At 34.7% G+C, this 14,381-nt stretch carries 15 protein-coding genes and 2 pseudogenes; all 17 read right to left on the bottom strand.

Annotated elements, in window-relative coordinates; translation table 11 throughout:
* Nucleotides 1-2: 2 nt before the first annotated feature.
* Nucleotides 3-938: a hypothetical protein gene (locus E4N69_RS01145; RefSeq protein ID WP_253824220.1), complete on the bottom strand. Its 936-nt coding sequence runs from the start codon at nucleotides 936-938 to the stop codon at nucleotides 3-5.
* A gap of 20 nt (nucleotides 939-958) precedes the next feature.
* Nucleotides 959-1,552 (bottom strand): hypothetical protein, encoded by a 594-nt coding sequence (locus E4N69_RS01140; protein ID WP_253824219.1) that lies wholly within the window; start codon nucleotides 1,550-1,552, stop codon nucleotides 959-961.
* Nucleotides 1,553-2,627: 1,075 nt separating this feature from the next.
* Nucleotides 2,628-3,245: a hypothetical protein gene (locus E4N69_RS01135; RefSeq protein ID WP_253824218.1), complete on the bottom strand. Its 618-nt coding sequence runs from the start codon at nucleotides 3,243-3,245 to the stop codon at nucleotides 2,628-2,630.
* A gap of 5 nt (nucleotides 3,246-3,250) precedes the next feature.
* Nucleotides 3,251-3,415 (bottom strand): hypothetical protein, encoded by a 165-nt coding sequence (locus tag E4N69_RS01130; RefSeq protein ID WP_253824217.1) that lies wholly within the window; start codon nucleotides 3,413-3,415, stop codon nucleotides 3,251-3,253.
* Nucleotides 3,412-3,900: a hypothetical protein gene (locus E4N69_RS01125; RefSeq protein ID WP_253824216.1), complete on the bottom strand. Its 489-nt coding sequence runs from the start codon at nucleotides 3,898-3,900 to the stop codon at nucleotides 3,412-3,414. Before E4N69_RS01125 ends, E4N69_RS01130 begins: the two co-directional genes overlap by 4 nt.
* A 580-nt stretch (nucleotides 3,901-4,480) precedes the next feature.
* Nucleotides 4,481-4,768, bottom strand: a pseudogene (locus tag E4N69_RS12750) (RHS repeat-associated core domain-containing protein); the annotation flags it as partial.
* A 252-nt stretch (nucleotides 4,769-5,020) separates the two neighbouring features.
* Complete coding sequence (locus E4N69_RS01115; protein WP_253714874.1) at nucleotides 5,021-5,473, bottom strand: hypothetical protein; 453 nt, start codon at nucleotides 5,471-5,473, stop codon at nucleotides 5,021-5,023.
* A gap of 58 nt (nucleotides 5,474-5,531) precedes the next feature.
* A complete protein-coding gene (locus tag E4N69_RS01110; RefSeq protein ID WP_253714873.1) occupies nucleotides 5,532-6,110 on the bottom strand; it encodes a hypothetical protein in 579 nt (192 codons plus the stop codon).
* A gap of 78 nt (nucleotides 6,111-6,188) precedes the next feature.
* Entirely contained in the window at nucleotides 6,189-6,980 is a 792-nt protein-coding gene (locus tag E4N69_RS01105) for an NADase-type glycan-binding domain-containing protein (protein WP_253714872.1), read from the bottom strand.
* A 62-nt stretch (nucleotides 6,981-7,042) separates the two neighbouring features.
* On the bottom strand, nucleotides 7,043-7,372 hold the full coding sequence (locus E4N69_RS01100; RefSeq protein ID WP_253714871.1) for a hypothetical protein: 330 nt from the start codon (nucleotides 7,370-7,372) through the stop codon (nucleotides 7,043-7,045).
* A gap of 27 nt (nucleotides 7,373-7,399) precedes the next feature.
* Nucleotides 7,400-7,579 carry a hypothetical protein gene (locus tag E4N69_RS01095; RefSeq protein WP_253714870.1) on the bottom strand — a complete coding sequence of 60 codons (180 nt, stop codon included), beginning with the start codon at nucleotides 7,577-7,579 and terminating at the stop codon, nucleotides 7,400-7,402.
* Between the two features lie 679 nt (nucleotides 7,580-8,258).
* Entirely contained in the window at nucleotides 8,259-8,690 is a 432-nt protein-coding gene (locus tag E4N69_RS01090; RefSeq protein ID WP_253824214.1) for a hypothetical protein, read from the bottom strand.
* Between the two features lie 755 nt (nucleotides 8,691-9,445).
* Nucleotides 9,446-10,255 (bottom strand): leucine-rich repeat domain-containing protein, encoded by an 810-nt coding sequence (locus tag E4N69_RS01085; protein ID WP_253824213.1) that lies wholly within the window; start codon nucleotides 10,253-10,255, stop codon nucleotides 9,446-9,448.
* Nucleotides 10,256-11,156: 901 nt separating this feature from the next.
* Nucleotides 11,157-11,399: pseudogene (locus tag E4N69_RS01075) on the bottom strand (RHS repeat-associated core domain-containing protein); the annotation flags it as partial.
* Nucleotides 11,400-11,760: 361 nt separating this feature from the next.
* The gene (locus tag E4N69_RS01070; protein ID WP_253714854.1) at nucleotides 11,761-11,973 is read right to left on the bottom strand and encodes a hypothetical protein; all 213 of its coding nucleotides are present in this window, start codon (nucleotides 11,971-11,973) and stop codon (nucleotides 11,761-11,763) included.
* A gap of 1 nt (nucleotide 11,974) precedes the next feature.
* A complete protein-coding gene (locus E4N69_RS01065; RefSeq protein WP_253824212.1) occupies nucleotides 11,975-13,816 on the bottom strand; it encodes an RHS repeat-associated core domain-containing protein in 1,842 nt (613 codons plus the stop codon).
* Nucleotides 13,816-14,022, bottom strand: a complete 207-nt coding sequence (locus tag E4N69_RS01060; protein ID WP_253824211.1) for a hypothetical protein — start codon at nucleotides 14,020-14,022, stop codon at nucleotides 13,816-13,818. The genes E4N69_RS01065 and E4N69_RS01060 overlap by 1 nt, the downstream gene beginning before the upstream one ends.
* Nucleotides 14,023-14,381 lie beyond the last annotated feature (359 nt).

Genomic DNA, 14,381 nt, shown 5'->3' with positions numbered 1-14,381 from the left:
TCCTAGTCTTTTAGGTTTTTTCCGATGCTTAATATAACAATCCTATACTCCTGTTTATTATACGTAAATGATACACTCATATGAGGTTGATCACCAACATATATTGTATTCTTGGTTTGAATATTTTTTGACATTTCCATAACAGCTGCTTGGAATTCTTTACTGGTAACCATTTTTCCATATTCATCGGATATTGATAATATAGTAACTTGTTCAGTTAAAGCTTCTAGAACTTGCCCTTTCGTAACCCCTTTTTTATTAAGGGCGAGACGCACTGAACTGAGTTGAATTGATTTTCTCCCTTGTTGTATCTGAATTGTTACCGAGTTAAGCTGACAATTACGGTATTTATAAGCTTCTTCTTCTTTTGACATAGAAACCTCTATCACTTTTGAAATAAATCTTAGTATAGGCATTACGATAAAATCTTTTATTTTCGCTCTTATTCTTTGCCCATAAGCACCTCTCGCCCAAAAAGCTTCTAATAATGCACCGACAGTTTCATGAAAAAATACATTATCAATCGTGTTATAGTATTCGATTGTTTTTGGAATATATTTCTTAAATTTTCGATCTGAAATTGCCAGAAAAAAAATAAGCGTTCCTAAGAAATCAGGATATTTTCCCCAGTCTTCTTGCAAAAACAACTCTTCTGCACATTTATATGCTTTATTATTTTGCATGTCCGATATGCATTTCATTGCATATTCCATATTATCTCCTTTTTTATTAATTATGCTTATGAGTCTATTCAAAATCTCTTTTTCATCTTCTTGTCTAATTCTTATATCTCTATATTCAACAGGAATACACAGATAAAAAGATTGATCCATCAATTGATATGTCCCTGCTATAATATGCATTAAAATTCCAAGAACTTCTTTTTTTGATAAATCATTTTCTGCATCTTCCAACAACATATGAATTCTTTTATCCATGAACAATCCCTTTTATATCGTTAGTATAGTAGTAAATTTGGATTATTACCATTATTACGAATATCAATTCGATAAGTTTTACCGTTATATTCAAATAGGACTCTCATGTGTCTTTGATCGCCATCTCCAACAGTATGCTTTGTCTTAATGTTTTCTGACATTTCACTAACAGCTGTTTGAAATTTTTTACTCTTAACCAGATGCCCATATCCTCTATTATTTGATAACATACTCACTTGTTCATCGAGAGCTTTTTGAGCTTGACGCTTTGTCACTCCTTTTTCATTAAGAGCAAACCGTGTCGAACCAACCTGGATCGATCTTGTTCCTTGTTGTATCTGAATTGTTATAGATCCAAGCTCACGATTACGCTGCCCATTAGCTTCTTTTGCTTTTGATATGGAACTTTGTATAGCTTTTATAGCAAAATACTCAACAGTAGCTGTTAATCCAATAGCAGCTACATACCCACCCCATTTCAACAGATTGAGATCAGACGGATCAGGTATCGAAAGATCCGTTTGAATAACTGCCATAACAAATTCTGTTGCTGCCTTCCCATCCGGATCAGTTTCCCGCTCCTCGCATCCGGCATGTCTCTTTTCAAAAGGCATCGCGCTTGCTTCGAAGCTACGCCTGTCGGCTCCGCTGCACCATACCGCTTCAATCGCTGTCCCGGGGGTGAGGATAGTTAGGCTGTAAATAAAAACAAAATTTTGTTTTCAATTTAAAAAATATTTTTCCCTTCACTACCGCCATGGATGGCGGTAGTTCTAAACAGTATCATGTTTTGGTATCAGTAAAACGTACTATCAAACCTGTACAAGGATGTACAGATTTGATAGCCGCTCCCCAAAATCGCACGATTCTACAATCGTCCACGGATGGACGTGGTTCTATGCAGTAACGAGTTTGACATTTTGTCAAACTCGTCTTCAAGCGTTGTACATGGACGTACAACGCTTGATAGAGGATTTCCGCTTCAATCGCTGTCCGGGGGATGGGGATATAGTTAAACTGATAAAAGTAATCTTTTATACCCATATAATTATTTCCTTCTATTTCACGGTTCGTATTTGTATTGCTCAATTCCCAATCTTAGTTATTTTTCCTTACCCTCTACCTATTTCTCTTTTATATTAAACTTTCTAGAAAAGATTGTTAATTCTGTTCTAACTAAGAACAAAATAACCATAATCTGAATTATCGTATTTGAATTTCGAAGTGATAATACAACAGAAAAATAGAAAATATATCCCACATAACAAGCATCAAATTTATCTTCAAACTTTTTGAATTTCTATAAACTAACTTGCAAATAATATATTGTAATGCGCCCCAAAATAAACCTCCTAAAAATGGAGTTAAATATATTCCATAGTGAAACTCTTGCTTAAAAACTAACACGAATATCACTAAACTAAACTGTAATATTGTTATTATTAATAAATGTTTTTTCATCCACCCTAAATACATATTTTATTTTTTCCCCTTATAAATTTTCCATGCCCCTGTTGCAGACCACCATACACCATACACCAATATCACTCAAACTATTTGGAGCATTCAAATCCCAAGTTCCTAAAACCAAGGCTCAACCATATTCATCTCCTTGCCGGTAAATTTGTACGGTAGGTAGTCCGTAGTTGTTTCTGAAGACTACGGAGTTTTAATTTTTACTCTGTTGAGTTAAATGATTAAAAAAATCTTGTATAACCGAGATGGATATGCTTCTTTGCATTCTACTATGTAGTCAATTTCTTCTGTGTAATTTTCTTCATCTAATGAATAATGGCAGACAATTTTTACAGGGAATTTATCATTCACCTTTCCATGTCGCCATTTAAACATATTATAAAAATTTACCCAACAAAAATCTTTTGTATTAAAATCAGAGAATATTAATTTTTCAACTCCTGAATAATTAATGCCATCAACTTCATAATTTTTGAAAATAACCCTATTCTTGTTAGAATCATCTGGTTCATAAACATTATGCTTTTTTAAAATTCTATGTTTATTGTCATATAAAATTTCAAGTTGATTGATGCGTACTTGCCTAAAATTCTGTTTAGCAAAAATCCTAAAACCCAAATGCTGAGTTTTTAAGAAGATTACATTACCAACAGATACCCTCATAATAGAGTCTTTTTTTGATAACTGATTTATTTGAGTTGAATTAAATATATTCTTCATACTTGTATCATTTTTACAAGTAAACTCATAATATTTGCGTTGTTCAAATAAAGAAAAAACTAAAAAAAGACAAATTAATACTAATATAGAGCGTTTAATTACTTTTGACATCTAAGTTACCTTCTTCCGTATACTTTTAAGGCGCGCGGCCCGTCCTCGCCGTAGCGGTAGTGTACGGTGTAGGTTCGGTCGCTCGATTTTGTTAACAGGTTCTTCTCGTTCCACGTGTAGTTACGGCGGTAGGCAAATAGATCTCCTTTGATGGGCAAAAAAATATTCACTTTCGTTTTATCGTATTAGGAAACCCGATTTTCTCACAAAGTGCTATTAATTCTTTCCTGCGGTAATAGAACATACTTATATTCATAAAACTTTTTTCGGTTTCCAATCTTAACACAACATATCCGCCTCGATCTATACCTTTTTCCCTTGGATAAAAACCATAGCGAACATAGCATTTTTTTATCTCACATATAGCAAGCTCTTTTCTGTGAATATATGCTTGTCTTTGTATTATTTTTTTATCTGAAACGAGTATATATCTACCGCATACTTCTGGTATCAATATAATTGCAAATAAAATCCAAAAAAATGCCATTTCATACCATGTTGCATTAGAAAAAAGTAAAATAATCAACATAATATAAACAGGGGAAAATAGAATTTTATCTCCTATTCCTTTGTCTATCCTTAAAAAATCGGTATCTTCCTTTTCAGAAAAATATGATTTAAATAAAATAAGCAATTTTTTTATTCTACTCACCATTTGCTATACCATTTGTTATATATAACATATTTGATTGCTTTTGCTGTTTATCTACGGTTGGTAAATACTCTTTTATTCGATTAACGCCTTTTGATAAAAGTACTGCCGCAGCTGTTCCTTCAACTAATGCACAATTGCTACATCTTGCAACAGCAATCTTTGCAGATATTTTTATACTAATATTTTTTATTGTGCCATTTGCTAATTTAATAGAAACTTGTTTTGAAACCGCCAACATAGATCCTTTTCCTGAAGTTATTCCTGGTATTGAATTATTACTTAATACACCTGTTGCAGTCCCAATTACTGTAACCGTAATTAATTCTTTAACATCTGTTTTTGTAATATTTCCTTTATTATCTATCATTTGTTTAGTTAAATCGCCAATACTACTACCTGCTACACCTGCGGCATATCCATTGCATGTGCCAGCCATAATAGCACCTGAAATCGCTCCTCCTACAGCTGCCCCTATATACGTACCTATACTACTTACATTACCCGTTAAACAATCTCCAATCGCAACTGAAGCTACGCTCACTGCTGCTCCCAATAAAGCACCTATTGCCACATGTAAAGCCTTCCCATCAGGATCCGTATACTTCACCGGATTATTGGCTTGAAGCTCGCTATCGCTTCGCTGCCCGATGCCCGCGTAGTGGTATAGGTGCAGGTTCACCACATTAAACACCCCGCCCATGCCGGGGAGATTCTCGTTATGCTTCTTCGCCTCGTCATCTATCGGAGCTTTGGGTATGTAATCTCCCAGCGCCGGGTCTCCACTCAGCCACCTCGAATACTTCGGGTCTAAATAGCGCGCGCCGTAATAGTATAGCACGGTTTCTTCATCCATCTCCTCCTTTTGAAAATATACACGCCGTCTGCTTCGTCGCTTCAAAAAAATTAATCCTCAACGCATCATAGATACGCCTGCGGTTAATTTTTTCTCGCTTCTCGCATCCGGCATGTCTCTTTTCAAAAGGCACCGTTTTCTCACATACGGCTGTAACTCGTTCTGCGGGAAGAGAATGGAAATTCTTATTAGGGTATTAAATGCGGATTGTGACTTCCTTTATAATCATCAAAAATCCACATAACTCTATCGCCAGAAGACTATTTCCTATTCATAATAAATCTCAAAACATACATTCCCAAACAATAAGCCAGCTTCTTTGGTATTATATTCAGATTTTAAACGTTGCAGTATATAAGGAATTAACTCATCAAGATATGAAATTATCCTATCAAGAGTTTTTTTATATTCTGTCACATCATCTCTTTGTATTAGGAAATATCTTTTTTTAATATCAACATTATAAAAATCTTCTTCACACTTTTGACTCTCATAAAATTCCTTTGTATCAATTTCATTCAGACTATCTCGGCTTTCTATATAAAGCATCCTTTCATCTATCTCCAACAGAAAATCTTTATGTTCATAAAATGGATTAAATGAAATACTTTTTTGTATCAAACCATTAGACTTTAATTTACTCATTAAATATAAAAATTCTGGAATAGACACATAATGATTAGCTCCATTTTTAAATTTTGTATATGTATCTACGATCATCTTTGCCCTCTTTTTCTCATTTTGTTGTATCCTGATGATTGTCCTAATAATGACATATTTATTTTAGAAACTTACGAAATATTCTAATACTATCGTTCATAATATTCCGTATAATATTTATTTCGCTTTCTCCCCATACAGGACTATATATCTCAGGAGAGTCCTTTTTCAAGGCGGGAGGATTCGTTCCGTAAAACAGTTTATTATATACGTCTAAGATTATACAATCCACACCATTATCATCACCTATAAACGGTTCTTTCAATGTATATGCCATATCAGATGCAATGTTCCAAAAACGTAAAATAAGATTGCAATCTATATCGTTCAGACATATTTTTTCTATAAATGTATCAATATCATACAATATAGCAGCATCTACTTGAGTATCTAAATCATGAATTTTACAAAAATCTCTCATTTCAGCTTCACAATAAAACATAATTAATTTACCATTTTTATCAATCAAAAACGCGTCACGGTTATCAGAAAACCATAAACAATAATATGTTTGATTAGACATCTTAAATTCTACTAAACAATATTCAATTTCTGTATTACATTCAAAACCTCTATCTCCATATTTTTTTAAGTTGATTAAACTCACCGCCTGGTTCACGGGGATTATAATTTCCATCTGAAGCTCATTGCATCGCTTCCATCTGTTCCGGTGTAGCTCCTGATGGAAAGAATTTACTTAGCATAACTGTACACATTAATATTTTAGTATAATTGCATTTAAACACGTATCGGTATATTTTTCACCCTTATACACATCAATAATTGTTAATATAATATCTTCATTAAAGATTTTTTCAAAAATTATTGACTGAGGATTCGGTGTGTCTTTTAATTCATATCGTTCATGCAAATCTGAAGAAGTAAAATATAAGTCTATTGTTTTCAGCCTGCTATTCTGAGAAAATAGATAGGATCTGTTTTTTGATACAAATCCATTAAAAATAATTAATTCCTCAGCATTTATGCTAAATCGAACAGACTCACCCTCTCCGTATCCTTTCACACCTTCAACCCATGGTTTATTTAAATCAAGAGTTTTCAAATTTGATCCAGAGTATATAATATCTTTTTCATGTAGTTCCGAAGAAGCTTCAAAATAAGATGGAAAATATAAGAGTTCTGTATTAATTTTTGAAGCACCAAAAAAGAGAGGTTCATTAGATTCTCCATACAAAACTAAGAACCTTTCAGATAATAACATCAATAATGATTTTGAATAATTTTCATTTTTTATCTTAAGCTGATAAAATTTACCATCAGTATTGATTGAATACTCAAATACATGATTCCATAAAAAATCATCTGAATTGTTGTTTTCATCATCAGAAAATCTAATTTTATTGTTTTCGTAAAAAGTTATCATTTTAAAACTATTCATATCCTTATAGTAAGTCGGTTCAGCTATTTTCACCCCATTCATTGGTAATGTATAAGTCCTAAAACATATACATAACAAAAAAATTATCTTGAGAATTGTTTTTTCCATATAGTCTCCTTTTTATTTGTATAGAGGGAGTAATCCCCCGACGCTCTCTGTCGGGGTGTTGATTAATTTTCAACTATTGGTGGAGCCTTAATTACTATTTTAATATTGTCTCCTTTCACCCAAGCGTCTTTACCTTCTCCATACTTAAAACCAATATCTTTTAATATACTGGTAACCTCATTGAAATCAGCTAGATGAGAAATTTGACAGCCGGCACTATATATATAATGTAACATATATTCAGTCTCACCTATCCATACTAGGAATCGTGAATAGTATTGCGATAACTTATCTCCCTTTTCAATTTTTCTCTTCACGCCAATGCCCCACGCCTCATATTTTACAACAGAACCATGATAAGAACTAAATAACGCTAAAATTTCATCTTTCAATGCTTCATCTTCTTCTATAACTTGCTCTTAAAATAAAGAATATAATCCATCTTCATCCTTTAAGTCTAAATATGTTATTATTTTATCAGCAATTTCTAATTTTTTTTGATCATGGCTTGTAAATAACCGCATAGTTTTTTTTCCCTGACAATTTATAAAAATAAGCATATATAAAACGACAAATACAATGAATTTTGACTTACTCATATTTCCTCCTTTTAAAAATTTAAAGTCGCTGTATTGGGATTCTCATTAAATTTCCAGTGGGAATTTTCTTCCCATTCTGCTTTGAAATCTTGATACATTTGCTTATTGTTACCAAAATTAACGGTAAACTGGGCTTTTAAGTCGCTTGCCTTTACTCCTTGTACCCTCGGATTAAAGCTGGTCGCCCACCAATGTATCCCCTTAAAACTGCCAAGTACGATCCGATCCGCTTCCCTCCCTCTGCTACTTCATACAGCCGACTAATCGTTATCTTTGTTTCCTCTCCCATCGCCTCTTCATACTTTTCATCGTTAAAGATGGACGTGGTTCTATGCAGTAACGAGTTTGACATTTCGTCAAACTCGTCTTCAAGCGTTGTACACGGATGTACAACGCTTGAAAGTGGATTTCCGCTTCAATCGCTGTCCGGGGGTGAGAATAGTTACGCTGTGACTAAAAACAAAATTTTGTTTTCACCTTAAAAAAATATTTTTCCTTTCAATACTACCACGGATGGCGGTGGTTCTAAACAGTATCCATTTATCCAATCTTATATTATAAATTATACATCATTACATAAAAATACAGAAATATATTTTTTTACACTCATTCATATATACCGACTTTTGAATTGATATACCTGCAACCGACAATCCTCAAATGCTAACGCAAATATCACTCAACCAAATTTAAGCATCAGGTTAATAGTAGATAATAATTCATCTATTTTTTCGCTTTTTATTATATCTACAACAAAATTAATTTGCTGTAAGACATCTTTATATACATATAATTTTTCATGAATTACAGTCTCCAATGCTTTTTCAATAAATTTTTTATCATAAGATTTTCCGATAGCCCAAATGACAGAATCATAATAATTTCTGCCTTTACTTAAAAAATAAATTAATTCATCTAATATATAATTTTTTTCTTCTTCGGATAAATTAACAACCAATAAATCTGAAGGAAGTAGTTGTACATAATCTGTAGGATTCTCCTTATCAGTATTTTTTTCAATTAATAAACCAAGATTTATTATTATATCCCGTTTATTTTTATTGCCTTCACTAAATAATAATTCAATATATTTCTTTATCAATTCATTCATAAAATTATTCCACAAGGTTTATACCACGCAAATTTTCTAAATCAATTCTATAGCTTTTTCCTGAATATTTAAATTCATCACGCATAACTGTGCCACCGCCTGATATATGATGTACCCTTTGTATCCTTAACCGCTTCACTCATTCTAATTATTGCAGCTCTAAAATCTTTACATCGAGATAGCCCTGGCTGAACAACAACAGCTTTTGCATATAATTCTGAAAGAGCTTCATACGCTTCTCTTTTAGCAACACCCGATTTATTATTGCTTTCTCTAGTCGTAGAAGCAGGAAAGGATTTCCGCTTCAATCGCTGTCCGGGGGGAGAGGATAGTTACGCTGTAAATAAAAACGAAATTTTGTTTTCACCTTAAAAAAATATTTTTTCTTTCAGTACCGCCATGGATGGTGGTGGTTCTAAACAGTATCATGTTTTGCCATCTGCAAAACATGATATCAAATCTGTACAAGGACGTATAGATTTGATATGGATTCTCACATACGGCCGTAACTCGTTCTGTGGGAAGTAAAGATGAATCCTTGCTGTTAAGAATACCCATCTGCTTTTTATATACTATCACTTTAACCTTTCAAATCATCTCTTATTTACTTTGTCAAGATTCATTCTTATATTTTATATTGTCAGCAATAACATATCTATAACATGATTTTACAATTTGTTCAAAACTATGGAATTTTAAGAAATTCAGATTTGCTTAACCTATGAAAAAACTAAATCTAAAAAAATGTAAAATTATTATAAAATTCCAGTCATACATAAATCAACATTCTTGATATTATTCAACAAATCTTTATTTTTCGCGGTTATTTGTGTTTTTCCAATTTTTATATGTGTTAGATTTTTTAAGTTTGCTAAAAACAATAAATCGGAAATAGGCGATGAATCGAAAATATTCAAATTTTGTAAATTTTTAAATTCTGACAACGCCTCGTAACTACACAAATGTTTACAATTCTCTATTGTCATTTTTGTAACTTTTGGCAAGTTCTTACCAATATGGTCTAAAGTTTTAAGTTTTGAACAATAAGAGAGATTCAACTCTTCTATATTCGTATTTAACCTGCCAATCGAAATAGAGGGGGCACTTAACTTAAAAAAAGAAAGTTTTTTTAAAAATTGCAAATTACCTATTTGCTGAAAAAAACTTGCTAAATCACTACAGTTATGAACATCAATACTTTGAAGATTACTACATTGAGAAATATCACTTTTTTTAGACCACTTATAACCAATACTAGTTATATTCTTATTAGTAATACTTCCTATAAATTTTGGACTTCCCAATTCTTTCAGATTTGGCATTTCATTCACAAACGAAATATCAATCGTTTTATAATCAAATCTTATAATCAAAGAAGAAAGAGTTCTTAAGCTTGCAATAACTGAAAAATCGTCAATGCAATCCGTACTATCAACAGTAAGCTTCTTCAAATTATGCAACTGTAATTCTGCCTTAATTTCATCTGAAAAGTTAGTTATTGAAGCTTCAGAAATTTTATTAGTAGTATCTGTATAAAGTCTTAATCCGCTTTTTTCAATCAACATCGTAATTTACTCCATATGGTTTCTAATTTACCCAAATAACGTCTTAATGAACATAAAAAAACAAATCAAAAAAACAAAGACCGTTGCGACTAATCCCTTAATACTAGAAGGCGATATTTTATCATTGTCATAGTCATTTTTGAAATCAAAATAGCAAGTTGGAAACATCCCTCCTCCAGCAATAGAGCCGAGAAGATAATACAAAATATATGTTCCTCTATATCCAATTATATACAATATAATTACAATAAAACATGCTACTAAGGCAATATAACAACAAATCCGAGCAGTACGCCTATTCATTCTATTCTTCCACCTTTTCAGTTTTTAATATTTCTTTCATAACAGCATCTACCATCTGCGAAGCAACTTCCGGAGCTATTGCTTGACCAAAATAACCTTCGACCAAATCTTTATAAAGTTGTTTACGAATTCCATCAATTGTTTTTAATGCTCCTCTCCGCCCTTTCATATAGTATAAGCCATTCTTACCAACAGAAATACCGACTAAACTCCCCAATTTTTCAAATCCTTTTTTAACACCCTTATTAGCTAACATCGAAAGACCTATTACAGCAATACCTTTACTCCCTTCGACTATATTGCCATTAGCAAAATTATCAATAACTAATAAGCTATCAACTGCAAGTCCTATGGTACTTGTAATTGCAGCTAATCCAGGTTGCCCAATGGTTAGTAAAAACAATGTAGCTGTTCCAGAATGTTCACTTGTAAATTTCAATGTTTGAGCATATACGCTATAACCGTTCTTCATAATTTGACCAATGTTAGCTAAAACCTCATTTGCCATTTCAAATTGAGGATTATATGCATATTGCGAACCATACCTCGAAAAAATTGTGTTATTGAGATTGTAATTAACCCATCCTTTAAAAAAACTTATTATATCTTTCCCATCCGGATCCGTATACTTCACCGGATTATTCCCCGCATAATGGTACAGGTGCATATTGACTATGTTGTATACCCCACCCATGCCCGGTAAGTTCTCATTGTGCTTTTTCGCCTCGTCATCTATCGGGGCTTTGGGTATGTAGTCGCTTAATGCAGGGTCGCCACTCAGCCATCTACTATACTTCGGGTCAAGGTACCGCGCGCCGTAGTAATTAACGCCCGTCTCCTCTCCTTTTGAAAATATACACGCCGTCTGCTTCGTCGCTTCAAAAAAATTAATCCTCAACGTATCATAGATACGCCTGCGGTTAATTTTTTCTCGCTCCTCACATCCAGCATGTCTCTTTTCAAAAGGCCTCGTTTTTCCGCTTCCGGTCGTTCACTCCAGAAACCGCGCAACTTTACGATCTTCCACGGATGGAAACATACAAAAGCGCACATCCGTGGACGTTCTTATTTTTCTGACATCCTGTCAGTACACGGGTTTGACATTTTGTCAAACTCGCCTTCAAGCGTTGTACTCAGAACGTACAACACTGGAAAGTGGATTTCTGATTAAATCGCTATCCGAAATATTACCGTCCCTAATTCTATTTATATTCAAAGAAGCCTTGTATATCTAGAAATAATAAAACCAAGAAAAATATACAATAAAAAACGCTTAATAAAATTTTTATTTTACTATATTTATTTTTTCCTCCGTTTTTATTCTTTACGAATGGGTCAATTATAAAACGTACAACAAACTGTAAAGATGTAATTAATCCAACTATAATTAATATTATAACTCCTCCATCATGCATATTATTTATTTCTCCTTTTTGAATAATCATTCATACTATTGGCAACATCAACTTCAGGAAGAACAAAGGTACCAACTATATCATCCTTAAATTTTTGATTATTACTTCCTGCCAAACGAGTTATTCCATATGCAAATAACAAAGAGCCTGTTGCATATCCTTCTAGAATAGCCATTCCTGCATAATAACTACCAGCTCCTTCTGTAGTAACGTCAATGCCTACTGCCGTTATAGTCGAACCAACATAAAAACCAATCCCCAATAAAATTTCACCTAATCCAATGGCAATATTAGCACCTCGTGAATAACCTTTACTACCAGGATTTGAATTTACTAGGGGCGATGGCGTATCTTGCTCATTTGAATATTGAGCCGTCGATCTACTGGCATAATCAGCATCTCTTTTTTGGACGCCTTCAGCTTCACCAAGATTTAAATAATTGCCTGCATAGATTTTGTCTTTGTCACTTATTGTATCAGAATTCAAATCTTTCAAATCATCTGCTGAATAATTTGTTCCATATCGGGTATTACAATCATTTGCAATCTGACTTAAAGTGTCTCCTGCTTGAATCGTATTTGTATCCCAATCAAAAGCACCCGTAGGATCGGTGTATCGTAAAGGGTTATTCCCTGCATAATGATAGAGATGCAAATTGACGGTATTATATACGCCCCCCATTCCTGCAAGTTTTGACGTGTCTGCTCCTGCAGCTGGTATATACTCTCCCAACGCCGGGTCTCCACTCAGCCATCTACTGTACTTCGGGTCAAGGTAACGCGCTCCGTAGTAATACAGTCCGGTTTCCTCATCCATCTCCTTGCCTGTGAACCTGAACGGCAGCTTATCTAAGCCTGCTGCTACTTCCTCAATCCATAGCTCCCCGTACGGCGTATACTCGATGTGCTCGTACTGTCTGCCTTTCCAGTCGGTTACGAATTGCGCGCTGCCTAAGTGGTCTGAGTGGTAGTAGTAGCGCTTCTCCCGCTGTTCTGCGTTATCGCCGTTGTTATCGGTGTGGGTCATCGCGGTAACTAAACGGCTATTGCCTACAAAGATGTGCTTATGAACGCGTAAGCCCTGCGGGTTATTCTTGTCCTGCACGGGGATGTGTATCGTGTAAAAGTTGTTGAAGTATAAGGTTTCGCTTCGTCCTTCTTCCGTATACTTGAGCGCGCGCTGACCATCCTCACCGTAGCGGTAGTGTACGGTGTAGGTTCGGTCGCTTGATTTGGTGAGTAAGTTCTTTTCGTTCCACGTGTAGTTACGGCGGTACGCGAATAGGTTCTCAGGATGACTTTCTTCCGTCTCTTTCGGCGCGTCAAGGCCGAAGCCGTAGTCGGTGCCGTAGACGTCGGTGTCGGGGTCGTAGTTGTAGGTAAAGATAAACTCATCGTCGTCGGTAAACGGGCCGTCTTTTTCCGCCGTTATGTTACCGTTCGCGTCATAGCGGTAGTAGCGGTTTCCTGCGTGGATTAAGCGGTGTGCATAAGAGGGGTCGTATTCGTAATCAAGAGCGTAGTCAAGCTCGGCTTTCGGGTAGGCGTTACCGCGGGCGCCGGGAAGGTTCGTGGTGCTCATCTTACGTGTCATGTTCCCGTCTCCTTTTGAAAATATGCGGGCATCTACTGCGTCGCACGCCGAAAATAAATGCTCACCGTATACCCGATACGCCTCCGCTTTATTTTCGGCTATCTCCTTGTATCTGCTCCGCCTCTTTTCAAAAGGCTTCGTTTTTCCGCTTACGGCAAGAATTGCCGTAAGCGGAAAAACCTCCGGTAAAGTGTTTCTTGCAATTCTTATTGTTATGCTTTTGGCGGACTGCCGATACTTGTGTACCATTAATCAATGCAAAGGTACACAAGTATCGGCACCGCGCTTTCCGCTCCAATCTTTTTGCCGCTGCTGCTTTTTTTAAGCGGTGTTTTTCCGCTTAATCGTTCCAAAAACCGCACCTGCGTCACACGTGCGGCTAAAAGGATTTTTGCTTCAATCGCTGTCCGGGGGAGAGGATAGTTAAGCTGTGAATAAAAATAATTTGTTTCCACCTTAAAAAAATATTTTTCCCTTCACTACCGCCATGGATGGCGGTGGTTCTAAACAGTATCATGTTTTGTCATCAGCAAAACATGATATCAAATCTGTACAAGGACGTACAGATTTGATATGGCTTCCCGCATACGGCCATAACTCGTTCTGTGGGAAGTGAGGGTAAAGTTTTATAACGAGCTCTTTATAATCTCATAGGCTATCATTTGATACCTGATAGACGGTTTTTACTTCCACTAAAATATAATCACCTGTTGCATTAAGTTTAAAATTAATCTATTTACTATACAATTCTGTGCATAATAACGCAAAATTAATAGAAGCAATTATACAAAATATTCTTAGCGGTACTGAAATT

The sequence above is a fragment of the Treponema sp. OMZ 906 genome, assembly GCF_024181185.1.
GTDB lineage: Bacteria > Spirochaetota > Spirochaetia > Treponematales > Treponemataceae > Treponema.
This window is presented reverse-complemented; position numbering and strand designations above follow the sequence as displayed.

Excerpts from the sequence above, each read along its gene's own strand:
- E4N69_RS01105 (WP_253714872.1), bottom strand. The coding sequence starts at position 6,980 with ATGGAAAAAACAATTCTCAAGATAATTTTTTTGTTATGTATATGTTTT.
- E4N69_RS01145 (WP_253824220.1), bottom strand. The coding sequence starts at position 938 with ATGGATAAAAGAATTCATATGTTGTTGGAAGATGCAGAAAATGATTTA.
- E4N69_RS01090 (WP_253824214.1), bottom strand. The coding sequence starts at position 8,690 with ATGAATGAATTGATAAAGAAATATATTGAATTATTATTTAGTGAAGGC.
- E4N69_RS01140 (WP_253824219.1), bottom strand. The coding sequence starts at position 1,552 with ATGCCTTTTGAAAAGAGACATGCCGGATGCGAGGAGCGGGAAACTGAT.
- E4N69_RS01085 (WP_253824213.1), bottom strand. The coding sequence starts at position 10,255 with ATGTTGATTGAAAAAAGCGGATTAAGACTTTATACAGATACTACTAAT.
- E4N69_RS01115 (WP_253714874.1), bottom strand. The coding sequence starts at position 5,473 with ATGATCGTAGATACATATACAAAATTTAAAAATGGAGCTAATCATTAT.
- E4N69_RS01125 (WP_253824216.1), bottom strand. The coding sequence starts at position 3,900 with ATGGTGAGTAGAATAAAAAAATTGCTTATTTTATTTAAATCATATTTT.
- E4N69_RS01065 (WP_253824212.1), bottom strand. The coding sequence starts at position 13,816 with ATGGTACACAAGTATCGGCAGTCCGCCAAAAGCATAACAATAAGAATT.
- E4N69_RS01095 (WP_253714870.1), bottom strand. The coding sequence starts at position 7,579 with ATGAGTAAGTCAAAATTCATTGTATTTGTCGTTTTATATATGCTTATT.
- E4N69_RS01135 (WP_253824218.1), bottom strand. The coding sequence starts at position 3,245 with ATGTCAAAAGTAATTAAACGCTCTATATTAGTATTAATTTGTCTTTTT.
- E4N69_RS01110 (WP_253714873.1), bottom strand. The coding sequence starts at position 6,110 with ATGGAAATTATAATCCCCGTGAACCAGGCGGTGAGTTTAATCAACTTA.
- E4N69_RS01070 (WP_253714854.1), bottom strand. The coding sequence starts at position 11,973 with ATGCATGATGGAGGAGTTATAATATTAATTATAGTTGGATTAATTACA.